General features: G+C 67.6%; 17 protein-coding genes. 5 read left to right on the top strand and 12 right to left on the bottom strand.

Annotated elements, in window-relative coordinates; all coding sequences use genetic code 11:
* Nucleotides 1–165: 165 nt before the first annotated feature.
* The 7 genes from ACTQ49_RS14210 to ACTQ49_RS14180 all read right to left on the bottom strand — a co-directional run bounded on the left by ACTQ49_RS14210 (nucleotide 166) and on the right by ACTQ49_RS14180 (nucleotide 11,482).
* Nucleotides 166–4,056 (bottom strand): Pls/PosA family non-ribosomal peptide synthetase, encoded by a 3,891-nt coding sequence (locus ACTQ49_RS14210; protein ID WP_441828493.1) that lies wholly within the window; start codon nucleotides 4,054–4,056, stop codon nucleotides 166–168.
* Between the two features lie 108 nt (nucleotides 4,057–4,164).
* Nucleotides 4,165–4,986 carry an amino acid ABC transporter ATP-binding protein gene (locus ACTQ49_RS14205; RefSeq protein WP_441828492.1) on the bottom strand — a complete coding sequence of 274 codons (822 nt, stop codon included), beginning with the start codon at nucleotides 4,984–4,986 and terminating at the stop codon, nucleotides 4,165–4,167.
* The gene (locus ACTQ49_RS14200; RefSeq protein WP_441828491.1) at nucleotides 4,983–6,299 is read right to left on the bottom strand and encodes an ABC transporter substrate-binding protein/permease; all 1,317 of its coding nucleotides are present in this window, start codon (nucleotides 6,297–6,299) and stop codon (nucleotides 4,983–4,985) included. Before ACTQ49_RS14200 ends, ACTQ49_RS14205 begins: the two co-directional genes overlap by 4 nt.
* Nucleotides 6,300–6,666: 367 nt before the next feature.
* Nucleotides 6,667–7,929 (bottom strand): M16 family metallopeptidase, encoded by a 1,263-nt coding sequence (locus ACTQ49_RS14195; protein ID WP_441828490.1) that lies wholly within the window; start codon nucleotides 7,927–7,929, stop codon nucleotides 6,667–6,669.
* Nucleotides 7,930–8,102: 173 nt separating this feature from the next.
* A complete protein-coding gene (locus tag ACTQ49_RS14190; RefSeq protein WP_441828489.1) occupies nucleotides 8,103–10,313 on the bottom strand; it encodes a polyribonucleotide nucleotidyltransferase in 2,211 nt (736 codons plus the stop codon).
* Nucleotides 10,314–10,632: 319 nt separating this feature from the next.
* Entirely contained in the window at nucleotides 10,633–10,896 is a 264-nt protein-coding gene (gene rpsO, locus ACTQ49_RS14185; RefSeq protein ID WP_441828488.1) for a 30S ribosomal protein S15, read from the bottom strand.
* A gap of 229 nt (nucleotides 10,897–11,125) precedes the next feature.
* Nucleotides 11,126–11,482: a hypothetical protein gene (locus tag ACTQ49_RS14180; RefSeq protein WP_441828487.1), complete on the bottom strand. Its 357-nt coding sequence runs from the start codon at nucleotides 11,480–11,482 to the stop codon at nucleotides 11,126–11,128.
* A gap of 125 nt (nucleotides 11,483–11,607) precedes the next feature.
* Between ACTQ49_RS14180 and ACTQ49_RS14175 the strand changes: the two genes are divergently transcribed.
* Nucleotides 11,608–12,090 (top strand): GNAT family N-acetyltransferase, encoded by a 483-nt coding sequence (locus ACTQ49_RS14175; RefSeq protein WP_441828486.1) that lies wholly within the window; start codon nucleotides 11,608–11,610, stop codon nucleotides 12,088–12,090.
* A gap of 34 nt (nucleotides 12,091–12,124) precedes the next feature.
* Here ACTQ49_RS14175 and ACTQ49_RS14170 read toward each other — a convergent pair whose 3' ends face one another.
* Nucleotides 12,125–13,024 (bottom strand): bifunctional riboflavin kinase/FAD synthetase, encoded by a 900-nt coding sequence (locus tag ACTQ49_RS14170; RefSeq protein WP_441828495.1) that lies wholly within the window; start codon nucleotides 13,022–13,024, stop codon nucleotides 12,125–12,127.
* A 148-nt stretch (nucleotides 13,025–13,172) separates the two neighbouring features.
* On the opposite strand from ACTQ49_RS14170, the gene ACTQ49_RS14165 reads away from it, so the two are divergent.
* A complete protein-coding gene (locus tag ACTQ49_RS14165) occupies nucleotides 13,173–13,838 on the top strand; it encodes an AzlC family ABC transporter permease (RefSeq protein WP_441828485.1) in 666 nt (221 codons plus the stop codon).
* Nucleotides 13,835–14,146, top strand: coding sequence for an AzlD domain-containing protein (locus ACTQ49_RS14160; RefSeq protein WP_441828484.1), 312 nt, complete (start codon nucleotides 13,835–13,837; stop codon nucleotides 14,144–14,146). The genes ACTQ49_RS14165 and ACTQ49_RS14160 overlap by 4 nt, the downstream gene beginning before the upstream one ends.
* Nucleotides 14,147–14,231: 85 nt before the next feature.
* On the opposite strand, the gene bioD is transcribed toward ACTQ49_RS14160, so the two are convergent.
* A complete protein-coding gene (gene bioD / locus ACTQ49_RS14155; RefSeq protein ID WP_441828483.1) occupies nucleotides 14,232–14,894 on the bottom strand; it encodes a dethiobiotin synthase in 663 nt (220 codons plus the stop codon).
* Nucleotides 14,891–16,189: an adenosylmethionine--8-amino-7-oxononanoate transaminase gene (locus ACTQ49_RS14150; RefSeq protein ID WP_441828494.1), complete on the bottom strand. Its 1,299-nt coding sequence runs from the start codon at nucleotides 16,187–16,189 to the stop codon at nucleotides 14,891–14,893. Before ACTQ49_RS14150 ends, bioD begins: the two co-directional genes overlap by 4 nt.
* Before the next feature lie 159 nt (nucleotides 16,190–16,348).
* Between ACTQ49_RS14150 and ACTQ49_RS14145 the strand changes: the two genes are divergently transcribed.
* Together ACTQ49_RS14145 and ACTQ49_RS14140 are read left to right on the top strand one after the other, a co-directional pair.
* Nucleotides 16,349–16,540 (top strand): hypothetical protein, encoded by a 192-nt coding sequence (locus ACTQ49_RS14145; protein ID WP_441828482.1) that lies wholly within the window; start codon nucleotides 16,349–16,351, stop codon nucleotides 16,538–16,540.
* Nucleotides 16,492–17,868 carry a peptide MFS transporter gene (locus tag ACTQ49_RS14140; RefSeq protein WP_441828481.1) on the top strand — a complete coding sequence of 459 codons (1,377 nt, stop codon included), beginning with the start codon at nucleotides 16,492–16,494 and terminating at the stop codon, nucleotides 17,866–17,868. The genes ACTQ49_RS14145 and ACTQ49_RS14140 overlap by 49 nt, the downstream gene beginning before the upstream one ends.
* 4 nt (nucleotides 17,869–17,872) lie before the next feature.
* Here ACTQ49_RS14140 and truB read toward each other — a convergent pair whose 3' ends face one another.
* Nucleotides 17,873–18,772 (bottom strand): tRNA pseudouridine(55) synthase TruB, encoded by a 900-nt coding sequence (gene truB / locus ACTQ49_RS14135; RefSeq protein ID WP_441828480.1) that lies wholly within the window; start codon nucleotides 18,770–18,772, stop codon nucleotides 17,873–17,875.
* Nucleotides 18,769–19,197, bottom strand: a complete 429-nt coding sequence (rbfA, locus tag ACTQ49_RS14130; protein ID WP_441828479.1) for a 30S ribosome-binding factor RbfA — start codon at nucleotides 19,195–19,197, stop codon at nucleotides 18,769–18,771. The genes truB and rbfA overlap by 4 nt, the downstream gene beginning before the upstream one ends.
* Nucleotides 19,198–19,260 lie beyond the last annotated feature (63 nt).

The raw sequence follows: 19,260 nt of genomic DNA, 5'->3' as shown, positions 1-19,260 counted from the left end.
CCAGACGTTCACGATCACCCTCACGAAGACCCAGCGCCGGGGCAGGAGAATTGGCCATGACCAATTCTCCCAAACCACAACCATTCAAGAACTAACGGCACGCCGCACTAGGGCCTGCGGGCAGATGCTGCCCACAGGCCCGGGATGACCGGCTCTGCGGGAAGGTCAGTCCTCCCACGGACCGATCGGGTTGCCGATCCAGCGAGTCTTGTCCGGGACGCTCTCGCCGCGCATCACCAAGGAGACCGGGCCCACCGTCGCGTGACGCCCCAGCGTGGAGGCCGGCAGGATCACTGAATTGGGGCCCAGCGTGGCGCCCTGCCCCAGCTGCACGGAGTCCGTGGACAGGATCCGATCGTGGAAGAGATGGGTCTGCACCACGCAACCGCGGTTCACCGTGGCGCCGTCCTCGAGCACCACCAGATCGTGCTCCGGCAGCCAGTAGGTCTCGCACCAGACACCGTGGCCGATCCTGGCGCCCATCAGACGGAAATAGGCGTTGAGCAGAGAGGTTCCGGGCACATGACGCAGCAGCCACGGAACGGCCACGGACTCGACGAAGGCATCAGCCAACTCGCCGCGCCAGACCGCGCCGGACCAGAGCGGGTGCTCGTCGCGCTTCCACCGACCGACCAGGATCCACTTGGCCAGGGCGGCGATGACGGCCGCGAGCAGACCGCACAACAGCAGCACCGGCGCGGAGAGCAGGATCGCCACCAACCAGCCGTGGTGCGCCGCCACCCACAGCAGGATCGCCGCACCCAACAGGTGCAGACCCAAGTGCGCCAGCAGCGCGAAGAGGCGGCAACTCTCCACCACTCCGCGCAGCACGCGCAGCCGCTTCGACGGCGCATAGGTGCGGCTGGTGTCACCAGCCTGCTCCGTGCGGCGCAGCTTCTCCGGCGGAGAACCCACCCAGGAGGAACCGGCCTTGGCCTTCTTGCGTCGGGGTGCCGCGGAGAGCACGGCAACCAATGACCGCTTGGGCACCTTGCGGCCGGGAGCGGTCATTCCGGAATTGCCGACGAACGCGCCCTTGCCCACCTTCACGCGCTCGATGCGCAACCAGCCACCGCCCAGCTCATAGCCGCCGATCAGGGTGTCGTCGGCCAGGAAGGCACCGGCCCCCACCGAGGTCAGCGAGGGAATCATCAGTACCGTCGAGGCCTCGGCGTCCTTGCCCACATGGGCGCCCAGGGCACGCAGCCACCAGGTGGTGGCCGCGCCCGCGTAGAGCGGGAAGAGCCAGGTGCGGGCCTCATCCATCAGCCGCATGGTGGTCCAGGCCTGCAGGGCCTGCCGGCCCTGCACCGGATGGTGGCCACCCTCCAGACCGATGGACAGCAGACGGATCCAGGCCCAGATCATCAGCATGAGGCTCGCGTAGCCCGCCAGGCCCGCCAGCGGGAGCCACAGCGCGGCGGTGCGCAGAGCCTGTCCCAGGGTGGTTGTGCCACTGAGCGCGGGCCAGGCCACAGCGGCGGCGATCGCGATGGCGATCACCGGCAGGCAGCTGATGGCGGTGCCGGTCAGCGAGTACAAGGCCGTGTACAGCGGTTTGGCGGGCGGTTGCGCCTCCCAGGGACCGCGAGCCTTCCCGATCCGGACGGCCGGCGAGCCAGACCACAGTTCGTCGGCGGGGACATTGCCGAAGACGCCAGACCCCGGGGCGATCTCCGCACCCGACCCGACGCGGGATCCACCCAACAGGGTGGACCTGGCTCCGATCCGTGCGCGCGGTCCGATCTCGATGCTGCCCAGGCGCAGGGTGCCGCCGTCGATCCAGTGACCCGACAGGTCCACCTCGGTCTCGACCGAGCAGCCTTCCCCCAGGGTCAGCATCCCGGTCACCGGGGGCATGGCGTGCAGATCGACGTGCTGCTCCACGGTGCAACCCAGCAGACGCGCATACCACCGCACCAGGCCGGCGGTGCCGATCATGCCGGCACCGAGCTCGTCGGCCAGCCGTTCGGCCAGCCACAGACGCAGGTGCACCTTGCCGCCCCGGGGATAGTCCCCCGGCTGGATCCCCGCCAGGATGACCCGCGAGGCCAGGGCGCTCAGGGCCAACCGGCCGGGCGCAAAGACGAGCAGTGCCCACACCAGGGCCAAGGACCACCAGGGGGCCAGGGGCAGCACGGTGGCAGCCACCGACCAGCCGAGCTCGGCCGCGATGCGCGCCGCCAGGGCCAACCAGAAGACCCATCGCAGGCCGCTGATGGTGCGCAGCCCCAGCAGGGCGGCCAGCTGGCCGGCCTGCGTCTTGTGTGGCACGGGATGCACGGGTTCATTGAGGCGACCGGTTGGGGCCGTGAGGGTGTCCAGCCACGCGGCGAAGGCCCCGATCGTGGAATGTTCGTAGACGTCCGCGACCGTGGCGGTCGGGTGCTTCTCGCGCACACGGGCGACGATCTGGGCCGCGGTCAGTGAACCACCGCCCAGGGTGAAGAAGTCCTCGTCGGGGTTGGAGGGGCGGCTGCCCAGCACGTCGCGCCAGATGTCGGCCAACCAACGCGCCGTGTCGGACAGATCGGAGTCTCCTCCCTCCGCCTCGGGCAGCGGCCAGGGCAGGGCGTCCCGGTCGATCTTGCCGCTGGTTCGGGTGGGCAGGTCGTCGACGACGGCCAGTCGCGGAACCAGGGCGGCGGGCATGTCCGCACGCAGCTTGGCCAGGCTCGCCTCTCGATCGAAGCCCTGGTCCACCGTGAGGTAACCGACGATCAACGCATTGCCGCTGGCTGTCTTGCGCACCGCCGCCGCTGCGCCGATGACGCCGGGCAACTGCAGCAGCGCCGAGTCGATCTCGCCCAGCTCGATGCGGCGGCCGCCCACCTTCACCTGGTCATCGGCACGTCCCCGGAAGAGCAGGCCCTCGGGATCATTGACCACGACGTCGCCGGAACGGTAGGCACGCTCCCAGCCCAGACTCGGCATCGGGGCATACTTCTCGGCATCCTTCTGCGGATCGAGATAGCGGGCCAGCCCGACGCCCCCGATGATGAGCTCGCCCTCCTCACCCTCCGCCACGGGCTTCCCATCCCCGTCAACGACGGCCAGGTCCCACCCGTCAAGGGGCAGACCGATGCGGACCGGAGGCGTCCCGTCCAGCTGCGCAGCGCAGGCGACGACCGTGGCCTCGGTGGGGCCGTAGGTGTTCCACACCTCACGCGTCGGGGTGGCGAAGCGGGCGCCAAGCTCGGGCGGACAGGCCTCGCCGCCGACGATGAGCAGACGCACCCGGTCCATCGCCTCGGTGGGCCACAGGGAGACCAGGGTGGGAACCGTGGAGACGACGCTGATCCGGTTGGCGATCAGCCACGGGCCGAGGTCAACGCCGGACTTCACCAGACTGCGCGGAGCGGGCACCAGACAGGCGCCGAAGCGCCACGCCAGCCACATCTCCTCGCAGCTAGCGTCGAAGGCCACGCTCAGACCAGCCATCACACGATCCTTGGGCCCGATCGGCGCATTCGGCAGGAAGATGCGTGCCTCGGCGTCCACGAAGGCCGCTGCACTGCGATGGCTCACGGCCACGCCCTTGGGCTTGCCAGTGGAGCCGGAGGTGAAGATCACCCAGCAGTCGTCGCCCAGCCGAGGGGTCTGCACCTCGGTGGCCTCCCGAGCCGTGGTCAGACGGCTGGTGACGACCAGGTCCTTGGTGATGACGGCAGCGGCGGCCGACTCCTCGAAGACGGTACGCGCTCGTTCGTCGGGATCGTCGGCATCCACCGGCACGTAGGCGGCTCCGGCCAGCAAGATGCCCATGATCGCCACGTACAGGTCTGCGGTGCCCGACGGCACCCGGACGCCCACCTTGTCACCCCGCCCGATGCCGAGTGCCGCCAGTTCCTCGGCCACCTCACCGGCAGCCTCTGCGAACTCGTCGTAGGTCAGCACCTGGCTGCCGGCATCAAGGGCCGGCTGGTCGCCATACTGCTCCACCGTCTCCAGGAAGATGTCCACCAGGGTGCGCGGCGGCGGCACCTTCTCCCCGCCCAGAAGCGATGCGGGGATGGGATGGTCCTGCGGGGGAAGATGGTGCAAATCGTCAGTCACCACGCGGAGTATGCCCATCTCAGGTGAACAAAGCCCGACGACATGCCAGCGGACGAGATGACCACCGCGCGGATGGCACCGTGTGGCAGCGCGCAGTGGAGGCGTCCGTCAGCCGTGCAGAGGGTCCAGCACCCGCCTCAGGAAGGTCTGGGTCCGGGCCTGCTGTGGATGATCGATGACGTCCGCGGGGCGGCCGGACTCCACCACCACCCCGCCATCCATGAACAGCACCTGGTCCGCCACGTCGCGCGCGAACAGCATCTCATGAGTGACCACCAGCATCGTGCGCCCCTCATCGGCCAGTTGACGCATCACCCCGAGCACCTCGCCCACCAGTTCCGGATCGAGGGCGCTGGTCGGCTCGTCGAAGAGGAGCAGGGAGGGCCGCAGCGCCAGGGCGCGGGCAATCCCCACTCTCTGCTGCTGCCCACCCGAGAGCTGGTGCGGGTACTTGTCCGCCTGGTCAGCCAGTCCCACCTTGGCCAACAGATCACGGCCGGTGGCTTCCGCCTCGCTCCGGCCGATCCCTTGCACCAGCACTGGCCCCTCAGTGATGTTCTCCAACACGGTGCGGTGTCCGAACAGGTTGTGCTGTTGGAAGACCATCCCGCTGTGCGAGCGCAGTCGAGCCACCTGCCTCGACGAGTCCCCCACGGCATGTCCGTGGCGCCCGCGGCGGAGGGTGGCGAAGTCCACCGTCGTCTCATCGATGCGCACGGTTCCCGCATCTGGGAGATCGAGGGCATTCAGCGACCGCAGAACGGTGGTCTTGCCCGAACCGGACGGTCCGATCAGCGCGGTGACGCGCCCAGCCGGGATGTCGAAGTCGATGCCCTTGAGCACTTCGAGCGTCCCGAAGGACTTGCGGATGCCCCGCAGCTCGGCCAGCGGCCGCTCGTCACCAGCGTGGGTCTTGGCAACCTCGGTCATTGGGCCACGAACCTTCCCAGTCGGGTCTCCAGGCGGGTCTGCACCACACCCAGGACGAAGCAGATGATCCAGTAGATGGCGGCCGCCACGCCGTACAGCTCAAGGAAGGCCCCGCTGGGGGCCGCCGCGATCTGGGCGCGCCGGAACATCTCGGTGACGAGGATGCCGGAGGCCAGCGACGTGTCCTTGACGAGGGAGATCAAGGTGTTCGAGAGCGGTGGGACTGCCACCCGGGCCGCCTGCGGCAGGATCACCCTCCGCAGCGCCAACGCGCGGTTCATGCCGATCGTCGAGGCAGCTTCCCACTGCCCCTTGGGCACTGACAGGATGGCCGAACGGATGATTTCGGCAGCATAGGCGGCCACGTTCAGGCTGAATGCCAGCACCGCGGATGGCCATGGCCCCAGACGAACACCGAGCTGAGGCAGACCGAAGAAGACGATGAACAGCTGCACGAGCAGCGGGGTGCCACGAAAGACGGACACGAAGATGGCCGCTGGCCACTCGAGGAGTCGGTTGGTGGACAGTCGCGCCAACGCGAGCACCAGTGCCAGGGCCAGACCAAGCACGAAGCTGATGGCGGTCAACGGAAGGGTGGCGGTGAGCACCGAGCTGACCATGGGGCCGATGTTCTGCTTGATCACCGTCCAGGTGGACGGTGCCTGGGCCTCGACCCCGAAGTAGGTGTCGTAGATCCGCTGGGCCGTCCCGTCTGCCTCCATCTCCGCGATCGTTCGGTCGACCTCGGGCATGATGCCCGAGCCCTTCTTTGCCGCGAAGACGCTCTGCGACTCGTCATCAGTCGTCACCGCGATCCGCAGGCCCGAATCGGGGTGGGTGGACAGGAAGTTGCGCACTGCCAGCTCGTCGTTCACCAAGGCATCCACTCGCCCCTGGGTCACGAGGTCTGCTGCCTTGTCCATCGATTCGACGCCGACGACCTCCGCACCGGCTCGCGACGCCACCTTGGCCCAGCTCGAGGTGATGTTCTGGGCTGAGCTCTTGCCCTTGAGGTCGTCCAGCGCGTTCACCGACGTGTCGTCGTCCCGCACGACCACCACGCCACGAGTCGTCACATAGGGCGTCGAGAGTTCGTATCGTGCGCTGCGCTCCGGGTTCTTCGTGACCTGGTTGGCGACCAGATCGATCCGGCCCGAGTCCAGCGCGGCGAAGATCGAATCCCATGGGGTTTCCACATAGGTCACCTCCACGCCCAGGCGGCGAGCCACTGCGTCGAAGTACTCGACGTCGTAACCCGTCAGCTTGTTCCCCTCGTGGTAGCTGAAGGGTGGGTAGACACCTTCGGTGCCCACCCTCAGGGTCTTCGGGACCTCGGCGGGCTGGACCAGCTGGTCAGCATGTGCCGCTCGGGTCAGGAAGGGACTCGTGAGCAGTGCGAACAGGGCCGTCAGGAGGGCGGCGAAGCGCGAGAGCCTGTTCGCGAAGGTGGGTGGATTGCTGTGCGCGGAGTGAGACTAGACCGCGTCGACCAAATTCATCGCCCATGTCAGCGGGTGATACCGGCCGGTAGGTTGCCAGACGCGCCGGCGCGGTGATGGGTTCCTGTGCCTACCAGACCCCGCACCCGAGCGTGATGATGAGGACCAGCTTCTGTCACGGCGATCCCGGATCGACCGGCCCGCCGCCCCTGACCCGGATCCCGGGCTCGTCACTGAGGGGTCACCAGCGCTCGCGAAGCCTCCGCGCCGCGCCCCGTGGAGCGGGTGCACCGGCCATGCTGATCACGGGCGTCTGGGTCAGTATCTGACGGGCCAGCTCGTTCACCTCGTCCAGTCCGACGGCACGGAAGGCGTCCAGCATCTCGTCGAGGGTGCGGGTCTCCCCCGCCAGCTCCGCGCCACCCAGCCGACTCATCCTCGACGACGGGTTCTCGTAGTGCAGGATGCTCTGGCCCACGAGCTGCCCTTTGGCGGCCTCCAGCTCGTCAGCGGTGATGCCGTCACGACGGACGTCCTTCACGATCCCTGCGACGACGTCCATGATCTCTGCGGTACGTTCCGGCAGCGCCTGCCAGTCGATGGTCATCAGTCCGGTGTCGCTCCAGGCCGCCTCGCTGCAGTCGATGCTGTAGGCCAGCGCCCGACGCTCCCGCACCTCGAGGAAGAGCCGAGAACTCATGCCGCCACCCAGCGCTACCGCGAGCAGCGCGAGTGCCTCGCGACGAGGATCGAGCGCCCCAAAGGTCTGGAATCCAAGCACCACGGAGGTCTGTGACAGGTCGTTGGTGCGCACGCGCACAGGGTGTCGCGGTGCGGGGACGGCCTTCTCACGGGCGGGTTCAGAGGCGCCCGCCAGCTCGGCGTCGAAATCCGCGAGCGTGGCGCAGAGCCCGTCATGGTCCACCTCGCCAACCACGGCCACCACGATCCGGTCGCTGGTGTAACTGCGTCGCCAGTAGTCACGCACGCGTGCGGTACTCATCCGACGGATCGAGGTGGCCGAGCCGATCACCTGCGGTGCCAGCCGGGTGCCGTCGAAGAGCGCGGCAATGGCACCCTCGACCGCCACCTCGGAGGGGTCGTCGTCGTGCATGGCGATCTCGTCAAGGATCACCTCGCGCTCGGTGCCCAGGTCACTCGCCCTCACCAGCGAGCGGGAAAGCATGTCGGTGAGCACGTCGAGTGCTGCGGCCGCCTGCTCGGTCAGTACGCGAGCGTGGAAGCAGGTGTACTCGCGGGTGGTGTACGCGTTGAGGTCGCCGCCGAACCGCTCCACCTCGGCGGAGATCTGTTCCGCGGTACGGCTCGGCGTGCCCTTGAAGAGCACGTGCTCCAAGAAGTGGCTGGCTCCGTGTTCGCCGGGCAGTTCGTCGCGGGATCCGACGCCGACGAAGATGCCGACATTGAAGGCCCGCGCCCCCTCGACATGCTCCGAGACGATCCGGAGCCCGTGGGGCAGGGTGCTGCGACGGATGGTGTTCATGGATTCCTGACGTGACCGGCCTCATCGGGTGCCCGTGAAGACGGTGCGGTGATGGGCGCGGTCGAAGGTGGTGACGAAGGCTCTGCGGCCCGGCGTTGGGTGCGCAATGAGAATCGCGGCCACGCCACCGGGAGGTGGCGCAGCCGCGATTGTGCCTCAGTGGGCGGGCAGGATCACTCCGACTCGGGAGCGTCCTCGGAGGCGGCCTCGGCCTTCTCCTCCACGACGGGAATCAGCGAGAGCTTGCCGCGCTCGTCAACCTCGTTGATCTCCACCTGCAGCTTCTGGCCAACGCTCAGCACGTCCTCGACGGACTCGACGCGCTGGTTGTTGTTCAGCGGCTTCAGCTTGCTGATGTGCAGCAGGCCGTCCTTGCCGGGGAGCAGCGAGACGAAGGCGCCGAAGGCCGTCAGCTTGACGATGGTGCCCAGGTAGCGCTCGCCCTTCTCCGGCATGGTCGGGTTGGCGATGCCGTTGATCATGCTGCGAGCGGCCTCGGCCGAGGTGCCGTTGTCCGCGCCGATGTAGATCGTGCCATCGTCCTCGATCGAGATGTTCGCACCCGTCTCGTCCTGGATCTGGTGGATCATCTTGCCCTTGGGGCCGATGACCTCGCCGATCTTGTCGACCGGGATATTCACCGTGATGATCCGCGGCGCGTACTCGTTCATCTCATCGGGGGCATCGATGGCCTCACCCATGACCTCGAGCAGGGTGTGGCGGGCCTCACGAGCCTGCAGGAGGGCACCGGCCAGCACATCGGCGGGAATGCCGTTGAGCTTGGTGTCCAGCTGCAGGGCGGTGACGAACTCGCTGGTGCCGGTGACCTTGAAGTCCATGTCACCCAGCGCGTCCTCGGCGCCCAGGATGTCGGTCAGCGCGACGTACTTGGTCTCGCCGTCGATCTCCTCGCTCATCAGGCCCATCGCGATACCGGCGACGGGGGCCTTCAGGGGCACACCGGCGTTCAGCAGCGACATGGTCGACGCACAGACCGAACCCATCGAGGTGGAGCCGTTGGAGCCCAGGGCCTCGGAGACCTGACGGATGGCGTAGGGGAACTCCTCGCGCGGCGGGATGACCGGCACCAGGGCGCGCTCGGCGAGCGCGCCGTGGCCGATCTCGCGACGCTTCGGCGAACCCACGCGGCCGGTCTCACCGGTCGAGTAGGGCGGGAAGTTGTAGTTGTGCATGTAGCGCTTGGTGGTCTCGGGGTTCAGCGTGTCCAGCTTCTGCTCCATGTCGAGCATGTTCAGGGTGCTGACGCCCAGGATCTGCGTCTCGCCACGCTGGAAGAGCGCCGAGCCGTGCACGCGCGGGATGACGCCGACCTCGGCCGAGAGGGTGCGGATGTCCCGCACGCCACGTCCGTCGATGCGGACCTGCTCGGTCAGGGTGCGGTGACGCACGATCTTCTTGGTCAGGGCCTTGAAGGCGGCCGAGACGTCGGTGGGCTCGAGCTGCTCGTTGGCCTCGGTCACCTTCTGGCGCAGGGCGTGGGTGGCGTCGTCGCGCTCCTGCTTGCCGGCAATGGTCATCGCCTGGGCGAGCTCGTCCTTGACGGACTGCACGGCCTCCCAGGCCTCATCGGTGTACTCGGCGAAGACCGGGAAGTCGTAGGTCTCCTTCGGCAGCTGGGTGGCGAGCTCCATCTGGGCATCGCACAGCGCCTTGATGAAGGGCTTGGCAGCGTCCAGGCCCTGGGCGACGACCTCTTCGGTCGGTGCGGTCTTGCCGGAGCGCACGAGCTCCCACGTGGCCTCGGTACCGCCAGCCTCCACCATCATGATGGCGACGTCGCCGTCGGGGAGCACCCGGCCGGCCACGGCCATGCCGAAGGTGGCGTCCTTCATCTGCTCCACCGTCGGGAAGCAGACCCACTGGTCGTCGATCAGGGCCACGCGCACGCCACCGATCGGGCCGCTGAAGGGCAGGCCTGCGATCTGGGTGGACATGGAGGCGGCGTTGATGGTCAGGACGTCGTAGTAGACCTCGGGATTCAGCGCCATCACCGTGACGACGACCTGTACCTCATTGCGCAGGCCCTTGACGAAGGACGGACGCAGCGGGCGGTCGGTCAGGCGAGCAGCCAGGATGGCGCCCTCACTGGGCCGACCCTCGCGGCGGAAGAAGCTGCCCGGGATGCGGCCAGCGGCGTACATGCGCTCCTCGACGTCCACCGTCAGCGGGAAGAAGTCGATCGAGTCGCGCGGGGTCTTCTGCGCCGTGGTGGCGCTCAGGAGCATGGTGTCACCGTTCAGGTAGACGGCGGCTGCGCCATCGGCCTGCTGGGCCAGGAGACCGGCCTCGAAACGAACGATGTGCTTGCCGTACTTGCCGTTGTCGATGATGGCTTCGGCGAACTTCACGTCGGGTCCCTCCACGGGGACTCCTTTCTGTTGGGTGTGGATCCATCCACACGTGCGGGCTCACCCACACCAGCGGCAGCCTCGTGCTGCCGAACCGGTCACCTGCCGGTCTTCGATCGAGGCTCGCGGGGCGTCGGCGTCGCCGTGGACGCGCTGACCCGAGAACCACTACCGAGGACCAGACGACGATGATCGACGGTCTGGGTGTCCTGCGGATACTTGCTCGAACTGTTCAGTTGTACGGCCCCAGCCTAGCCAAGGAGTCTGACAAAAGCCGGGATGCGACGAGAGGGAGCGGCCCCGAAGGCCACTCCCCCTCACACGGTGTCTGCGATCAGCGACGCAGGCCCAGACGCTTGATGAGCTCACGGTAGTGCTCGATGTCCTGCTTCATCACGTAGTTGAGCAGACGGCGGCGCTGGCCGACCATCAGCATCAGGCCGCGACGGCTGTGATGGTCACCCTTGTGCTCCTTGAGGTGCTCGGTCAGGTGGGAGATGCGCTTGCTGAGCAGCGCGATCTGCACGTCGGGAGAGCCGGTGTCGCCAGGAGCGATCGCGTACTCTTCGATGATCTTCTTCTTCTCGGCAGCGTCCATGACGATGCTCTCCTCTCGGTTTCCCGTTGCGCGGCGCCCCCGTGCCGGTGCAGTGGGAGCTCTTTGGAAGCCGCGGCCGATCAAACGGCAACGGTCAACGATAACAGCCGGGCCCCTCGGGCGGCCAATCGGGCCGCGCTCGGGTTCCGGGGATCCGCTCGGGTTGCAACCCACGCGGATCCTTGGAGCCACACGGCCCCCAGGGATGGCCTCCCCGGAGCATTCGCGGTCAGGCCCACACCATCCCGGACAGCGCTGCCTCAAGGACCAGCGACGGCAGCACCAGCAGGGCGAGGTTCCAGCCCCCGAGTCGCCAGCCACAGGACCGGCCCGTCCAGGACACGAGGAGCCACACGATGCCGCAGACCATGAGGGTCGTGACCAGCCCAAGCGCGGTTGCCCACGTCTGCTCGCCGTCATTCCACGTGGGGTCGCCCCGCCCCACAGCAGTGGTCACGCCCATCCAGAAGAAGAGCGTCGGAAACAGGAGCAGGGCGGCTGCGAGGATCCCGTTGAAGCCGAACCAGATCAAGGACCCGCCCGACACCTTTCCCGCTCTGTCGACGCGGGATTCCTCATCGCCCATGGCGTCACGATAGCGACGCAGGACCAGACCGTGGACCGATCCCCGCCTGGCCGGGGGCCGACTACTCTTGGCGGTGTTCGGTGCGTCACCCCGCGCCCACCACCCCGTTCTTGAAGGAGCACACGATGAGCGAAGTCACCGCCCGCCGCGCTGAGGAGCGCGACCTGGAGGACCTGCGCGCCCACCAGCCCCGGCCGGAGATCGACCTCGTCGGCCAGCGCTTCCAGGAGATGGAGGAGGGCACCGGCATCCTGGCGGTGGCCGAGCACGAGGGCACCATCGTCGGCAGCGGATTCCTCGACTTCATCGACGATGACCTGCAGCCCGAGGTGAAGAATCTGTGGATCTACCCGGAGCACCGCGGCCTGGGCGCCGGTCATGTCCTGTGGACGTGGCTCGAGGACCAGGCGGCAGAGGCTGGCCACAAGGAGGTCTTCCTCTCGGTGGCCCCCGACAATGCCAAGGCCATCTCCCTGTTCCTGCAGCTCGGCTACTCCCCCACCGGCGATCACCTGGTGATCGAGAACCCTTCCACGCACGTCGTCGCAGACCCGGAGCAGGTCAGCAACCGTTACGCGATCTACCGCAAGAGCCTGCTCGCCCGCTGAGCAGTCGACGCGAACGTCGCCCGCTCCCGCTGGCTCAGACCTCGACGCCGAGGATCCCGCGGGTGCGGGCGACGTCTGCCTCCATCTGTGCCACGAGGGCCTCGATGCCGGAGAAGGTGATCTGGCCCCGCAGCCGCTCCACGAAGTCCACGGCGATCTCGACGCCATAGAGCTCCAGGTCCTTGCGGTCAAGCACATTGGTCTCCACGCGCCGCTCCAGACCCTGGAAGGTGGGATTGGAGCCAACGGAGATCGCCGCAGGCATCGGCCGTGCCCCGGTCTCGTCCAGCCGCGTTAGCCAACCTGCGTAGACCCCGTCGGCCGGGACGGCCATCCCCGGCGGAACAGGCAGGTTTGCCGTGGGAAATCCCAGGTCGCGACCCCGCTGGTCGCCCATCACCACGACCCCCTGAACCCGGAAGCTCCGCCCCAGATGGGTGGCGGCCAGGGCAACGTCGCCCTCCTCCAATGCCTTGCGAACCAGAGTCGAACACGTGGACTCGCCGTCGATGTGGACCAAGGGCATCGCGTCCACCTCGAATCGCCCCGCGCCGAGCTGGGCAAGTGTCTCCACAGTGCCACTGGCGCGATATCCGAAGCGGAAGTTCTCCCCCACCACGACGTGGGAGGGGTCGAGCGGATCGATCACGCGGGCGACGAATTCCTCGGGGCTCCAGGTGGAGACGTCACGGGTGAACTGCACCACGCGAACCTCCTGGGCGCCCGCGGCCTTCAGCAGCCTCAGACGCTCTGGAAGGTCGGTGAGCAGCTTGGGGGCCTGTTCGGGTCGCAGGACACGCATCGGATGCGGCCAGAAGGTGACCACCACCACCGGCAGTCCGGGTGCGAGGGTCGCCGCGTGCCGGAGCACCTCGACATGCCCACCGTGCACACCGTCGAAGTTCCCGATCACCACAACAGAGCTGGCCACCAGACCGCCTCCCGTCCTCCACCGATCCCTGGGCACCCCGTGCGGGCGCGGGTCGAGTCTAGTTCCGGACCCCTGTGTTCGCACGATGGACTCCGTATCCGATCCGTGGATGGCCAACGTAGGGTCGAGGAATCATGCAGATGAGGCAACCGTGCAGCTGACACCCGCCGTGAGGATGGGCCTTTCGGTCTCCGTGGCGACCGGCCTCTACGGGATCTCCTTCGGCGCCTTGAGCACGGCCGCCGGGCTGAGCGTCCTGCAAACCCAGGTCCTGAGCCTGATGATGTTCACCGGCGGCTCACAGTTCGCCTTCGTCGGGGCCCTGTCCGGTGGCGGCGCCCCTGCGCTGGTCTCAGCCAGCCTGTTGGGACTGCGGAACATGGTCTACGGCGCCCAGATGAATGCCGTCTTCCGCCCCACGGGTGTCCGCAAGTACCTGCAGGCGCACGTGACCATCGACGAGTCGGTGGCGACAGCCGTGGGCCAGTCCAGTTCCGACGAGCAGCGACGCGGCTTCTGGACCGCCGGCGTGGGTGTCTTCGCTCTGTGGAATCTGTTCACCCTGGCCGGTTCGCTGTTGGGCAACACCTTGGGAGATCCCCGCGCCTGGGGCCTGGACGGTGCCGCAGTGGCCGCCTTCCTGGGCTTGCTGTGGCCGCGGCTGCACAACCGCGAGACGGTGGCGATCGGGGTGGCCGCAGCCTTCGTGACGCTGCTACTGGTGCCCGCCCTGCCCCAGGGCCTGCCGCTCCTGGTGGCAGCCGTCGTGGCGGCGTGCGTGGGTGAGGCGCTGGGCCGACGAGGGAGCACGACATGAGCATCTGGGCCTGGATCCTGCTGGCAAGCCTGATCGCCTACACGACGAAGCTGGCCGGTTACCTGCTGCCGACGAGTCTGCTCGAAAGAACTGCCGTGCTGCGCGTGATGAGCGCCATGACGATTGGGCTGCTCAGCTCACTGGTGATGTTGAATGCCGTGGGAGATGGGCAACGACTGGTGCTGGATGCCCGGCTGGTGACTCTCGCCGTGGCGGGTCTTGCCCTGTGGCGCAGGGCACCCTTCCTGCTGGTGGTGGTGCTGGGTGCCGCGGCCGCAGCACTGGCCCGCCTGGGCGGCCTGCCATGAGGGGTCCGATGTGGCGCGAACGCCGAAATCGCGCGCCCGAGTCTTCCGAACCCGAGAGGATCCCGAGGCCGTCGGCCAGAGGCAGTCAGAGCTGGTCCGGCCAGTCCAGGGATCGGGCGACCTGGGCGAACTCCCCGCAGGGCAGATCCCCGGCCCCCACCGGCAACACGCCCAACAGGGGAACACCCGTGACCGCCGGCAGTTCCGAGAGGTTGAGCCGTGTGGCCAGGTCATCGGGATCCTCGATGCTGCCGCCCACCAGACCAATCACCTCCAAACCTCGGCTTCGGGCTGCCTCCACCGTGAGCTCGGCCAGGTTGAGCGAACCCAGCCCCGTCGACGTGACCACCAGAACTGGGGCCTCGAGCTTCGCCGCCAGGTCCGCGAGGGTCCAGTCATCTGCCAGCCGAACCAACAGCCCGCCGGCGCCCTCCACCAGGACCGTGCGTTGTGGTGCATCAAGTGCGAGCAGGAAGTCTGCCACGTCATCCAACCGTGCCTGAGCCATACCGGCCCGACGAGCGGAAAGATTCGGTGCAAGCGGTTCCGGGTACCGCAGGTGGTCGAGCGTCGGGACACCGGCAAGTCGCTCGATGGTCTGGGCATCCCCCCGCCCCGCCGGCTCGCCCGTCTGGATGGGTTTGACCGCCAGTACCTCGCACCCCCGCTCCCGCAGCACGCTGGCGATGGCCGCCGTGGCCACAGTCTTGCCAACGTCGGTGTTCGTGCCCGTGATGATCACGATCATTCCTGCTCACTCTCCTTCGCTTGATCCAGGGCCGTGGTGGCTTTGACCGCAGCGCACACCGCTGAGGTGATGCGCTCGACGGTCTCGTCATCGCTGACGAATGGGGGCATGCAGTACACGAGTCGCCCGAAGGGACGCAGCCAGACACCCTCGGCCATGGCGGCTTGCGTCGCGACGCGCATGTCACAAGGCTTTTCCAGCTCGACGACGCCAATGGCCCCCAGGACCCGCACATCGGACACCCCGGCGTGATCGTCAACCGGCGCCAGCCCCGCGCGGAGTCCGGACTCGATGCGCGGAACGCTGGTGCGCCAGTAACCGTCCTGCACCAGGTCGAGCGAGGCCAGAGCCACCGCACAGGCCAGGGGATTGCCCATGAAGGTGGGGCCGTGCATGAGTGCGCCCCCTGCCTCGGGCAGGGAGAGCACGCGCGCCACCTCGTCGGTGGTCAGGGTTGCCGCCAAGGTCATCGTGCCGCCGGTGAGCGCCTTGCCCAGGCACAGTACGTCGGGTGTGACACCGGCAGCCGACGTGACGAACAGGTCCCCAGTGCGACCGAAACCGGTGGCGATCTCGTCAGCGACCATCAGTAGGCCGTGCCGGTCACAGATCGCCCGGATGCCCCGGACCAGCTCATGGTCGTGGAAGCGCATCCCACCAGCGCCCTGCACCACGGGTTCGATGATGATGCCCGCCACCGACTCGTCGACCAGCGACTCGAGCTGTGCGAGGTATGCGACACGTTGCTCGGCGGAGCTGCCACGCACTGGCGGCGGCGGAGCGAAGACCTGTTCGGGAAGCACCCCACTCCACAGGCTGTGCATGCCTCCATCCGGGTCACACACGCTCATGGCCGCAAAGGTGTCCCCGTGATATCCGGAACGCCAGGTGAGCAGCCTGTTGCGTTCCGGATGGCCCACCCCACGCTGGTACTGCAGCACCATCTTGACCGCCACCTCGACGGCGATCGATCCGGAATCGGAGAGGAAGACCCGCTGCAAGGGGTCATCGGTGATGTCAACCAGCCGTTGCGCCAGACGTACGGCTGGCTCGTGGGTCAGTCCGCCGAACATCACGTGGGGCATCACGTCGAGTTGCCGCCTGGCCGCCGCCATCAGGTGCGGGTGCCGGTGACCATGGCAGGCGGCCCACCAGGAGCTCATCGCGTCGACGACTCTCCGCCCATCGGCGAGCGTCAGCCAGACCCCCTCCGCGCTGGACACGGGCAGATTCTCAATGGGGCTGGGCGAGGCACTGTACGGATGCCAGACGTGCCTCTGGCCCAGCCCGACCATCGTTGGTGCGTCCATGACCCTCTCCCTGCCCTTGGTCCCCCGGAACGTGGCGACGCACTGACGCTCGGCCAGCAGTGCCACCCCGCCCCATTGAACACCGTTCAAGTTCATCTCCACAAGCGGCCCCGCGCCTTCGTGAAATGGTGCACCATTCCTTCCATGACCCCCATTGAACAGCGTTCAATTCCTGCCGATGGCACCGATCGTCGACTGGCCGTTCCCGCCATGGTGGGCATCGAGATGTGGGAGCGCTTCAGCTTCTACGGGATGCAGGCGATCCTGGCCTACTACCTGTCCACCAGGTGGGTGACGGCGGGCTGGGCCTGGAACGGACCCCGGCGACGGCATTGATGGGTGCCTACGGCGCGCTCGTCTATCTGTGCACGGTGGCCGGAGGTTGGCTGGCAGATCGGGTGCTCGGCGCCGAACGCACGCTGCTGGGTGGGACACTTCTTCTGGTGGCCGGGCACGCCAGCCTGTCAGCCGTCCCGGGAGGAACCGGCGTCGCCCTGGGCATGGTTCTGGTCGCGGTGGGCTCGGGAAGCCTCAAGACCGCGGCCATCACCGTCCTCGGTCATGTCTTCGGGCAGGACGAGCAGGGCCGACGTGATGCTGGCTTCCAGTTCTTCTATCTGGGGATCAATGTGGGCGCCCTTCTGGGCCCGTTGCTCACGGGCTGGCTGGCGCAGCACCGCGGCTACCCCGCGGGGTTCGGCGCTGCAGCTGCTCTGATGGTGATCGGACTGTTGGGCTACCTGGCACTCAGAGGCCGATACCTGGCGCAGCTCGGGGCAGAGCGTCGGCATGTCGTCACCCGGCCCGGCAATCCCGCCCCGCCGGGGGACGTCATCCGGATGGCCCTGACCGCCGCTGCAGTGCTGGCCGTCCTGCTCGGCGCAGTGGTCAGCCGACTGATCAACTTGGCAGATCTCGCAACCATCCTGCTCGCGGTGACGATGACCCTCGTCGTCGCCCTGTTCTGGCAGATGCTCAGGTCTGCCCGTGTCTCCACACCGGAGCGAACCAGGGTGAAGACCTTCATCCCCCTGTTCATTGCCTCAAGCGGCTTCTGGTCCATCCTCAACCAGACCTATGGGGTTCTGGCGGTCTATTCCGATGTCCGCCTGGATCGGGGCATCGGGAACTGGGTGATGCCGGCGGCGTGGACCCAGTCCTTCAATCCGGCCTACATCCTGCTCCTTTCGGCACCCATGGCACTGCTGTGGCGCAGGCTCGGCAACCGGGTGGATTCGGCCAGCAAGATGTCCGTCGGAGTGGTCATCAGCGGCTTCGGGATGCTGGTGCTCCTCCCGTTCGCGGGCGGCGGCGAGGCCTCGACCCCGGTGCTGGCCCTGGCAGCTGCGGTGCTGGTGATCACCACGGGCGAGCTTCTGGTGGGCCCGGTGGGCATGGCAGCCACCGCGGCCCACGCACCGGCAGCCTACCGCGCCCGCTTCTCGTCGCTCTACTTCCTCTCGATGGCCTTGGGCACGGCACTGGCTGGTGTGCTCTCCCGCTTCTACGATCCATTGGACGCAGCGACCGAAACACGCTACTTCCTGGCCTGCGGTGCGGGAGCCATCATCGTGGGGCTGGGATCGCTACTGGCGGTGCGCTGGCTGGCTGGCCGAGCTCGGGGGATGTCCACCCCGCCGATGGAGCAGCCGGCCGGAGCGTGAGTGGTCAGGCCAGGACGGCCAGGGGTCGCGCGACGGTGGGGTCCTCCTCGTCGGGACGGTAGAGCGCCAGAAGGTCCCCCTCTGGGGAGAGCACGCCGGTCGGATTCCCGGTGACGGCCAGTCCTGGCAGGCTGCGCCCGAAGGAGACATTCCTGGCCTGCTCCTCCGTCAGCTCCACAACCGGGAAACTGAGCCGCGCGGCATCGGCCATCGCGAGCAGTTCCGGCCGCGCATCGGATTCCAGATCGACGACGGGCAGGTCCGTGAGGGTGTAGCCACCGATCCTGGTACGGCGCAGTGCCGTCAGGTGCCCGCCGACGCCCAGAGCCGCTCCCAGGTCGCGTGCCAGAGCTCTGATGTAGGTGCCGGAGCTGCACTCCACCTCGACGTCCACATCACAGAAGTCGCGGCCGTCCTCGCAAACATGCCGCAGATCCAGGATCTCGTAGTGGCTGACCGTCACCTCACGGCTCTTCAACTCCACTTGTTCACCATCACGGACCAATTTGTAGGCTCGCTGGCCGTTCACCTTGATGGCGCTCACGGAACTCGGCACCTGCTGGATCGCTCCGCGGAAGGCGGGCAACTGCTCCTCGACCAGCGCGCGGGTCAGGTGGGCCGGATCCGCTCCCCCACTCGACTCTCCCTCGGCGTCGTCGGTGGTGGTCGACATCCCCAGTCTGATGGTGGCCTCATAACGCTTGTCGTGCAGGGCAAGGTGGCCCAGCAGCCGGGTGGCGCGATTGACCCCGACGATGAGCACCCCCGTGGCCATCGGGTCGAGCGTGCCGGCATGGCCAACCTTGCGAGTTCCCATCAAGCGACGAACCCGCCCCACCACCTGGTGGGAGGTCCAGCCCTGGGGCTTGTCGCAGATCAGCAGTCCGGAGTCGGGGCTGCTCACTGGTCCTCGTCGTCCTCGTCGTGCTTGTAGGGATCGGCGTCGCCAGCGAAGCTCTTGCCTTCACGCTGCTTGGCCAGTTCCGCGTCGCCTGCCTGCGCTCGTGCCAGCAGGTCCTCGATGGCTGCGGCTGCCTCGGGCGTGGCATCGGGGATGAAGGTGATGCTGGGCGCGAAGCGCAGACCCAGCTTCTTGCCGATCGTCGAGCGGATTAGGCCCTTCGCGGATTCGAGCGCCGCCGCGCTGCCACCGGTCTCCTCCTCGCTGAAGACCGTGTAGAAGATCGTCGCTTCGCGCGAGTCGCCGGTCAGGCGCACGTCGGTGATGGTCACGAAGCCCAGGCGAGGATCCTTGACGCGTCGCTCCAGCATCTCCGCGGTGATCATCTTGATCTGGTCTGCCAGCTTGTTGATGCGGGGATTGGGCATGTCATGCCCCTTTCAGTCTCGTGGGTGCACCGTGGGGGGGGGCCCCGCCCCGCCCCCCCCCCC

It is taken from the genome of Luteococcus sp. Sow4_B9 (assembly GCF_052116585.1).
Lineage (GTDB): Bacteria > Actinomycetota > Actinomycetes > Propionibacteriales > Propionibacteriaceae > Luteococcus.
The sequence above is the reverse complement of the archived record's forward strand: the minus strand, read 5'-3'. Positions and strand labels throughout refer to the sequence as shown.

Coding starts and splice junctions, on each gene's coding strand:
- rpsO (WP_441828488.1), bottom strand. CDS start 10,896: ATGGACGCTGCCGAGAAGAAGAAGATCATCGAAGAGTACGCGATCGCT.
- ACTQ49_RS14160 (WP_441828484.1), top strand. CDS start 13,835: ATGAGCATCTGGGCCTGGATCCTGCTGGCAAGCCTGATCGCCTACACG.
- ACTQ49_RS14145 (WP_441828482.1), top strand. CDS start 16,349: ATGACCCCCATTGAACAGCGTTCAATTCCTGCCGATGGCACCGATCGT.
- bioD (WP_441828483.1), bottom strand. CDS start 14,894: ATGATCGTGATCATCACGGGCACGAACACCGACGTTGGCAAGACTGTG.
- ACTQ49_RS14205 (WP_441828492.1), bottom strand. CDS start 4,986: ATGACCGAGGTTGCCAAGACCCACGCTGGTGACGAGCGGCCGCTGGCC.
- ACTQ49_RS14150 (WP_441828494.1), bottom strand. CDS start 16,189: ATGGTCGGGCTGGGCCAGAGGCACGTCTGGCATCCGTACAGTGCCTCG.
- ACTQ49_RS14195 (WP_441828490.1), bottom strand. CDS start 7,929: ATGAACACCATCCGTCGCAGCACCCTGCCCCACGGGCTCCGGATCGTC.
- rbfA (WP_441828479.1), bottom strand. CDS start 19,197: ATGCCCAATCCCCGCATCAACAAGCTGGCAGACCAGATCAAGATGATC.
- ACTQ49_RS14180 (WP_441828487.1), bottom strand. CDS start 11,482: ATGGGCGATGAGGAATCCCGCGTCGACAGAGCGGGAAAGGTGTCGGGC.
- ACTQ49_RS14175 (WP_441828486.1), top strand. CDS start 11,608: ATGAGCGAAGTCACCGCCCGCCGCGCTGAGGAGCGCGACCTGGAGGAC.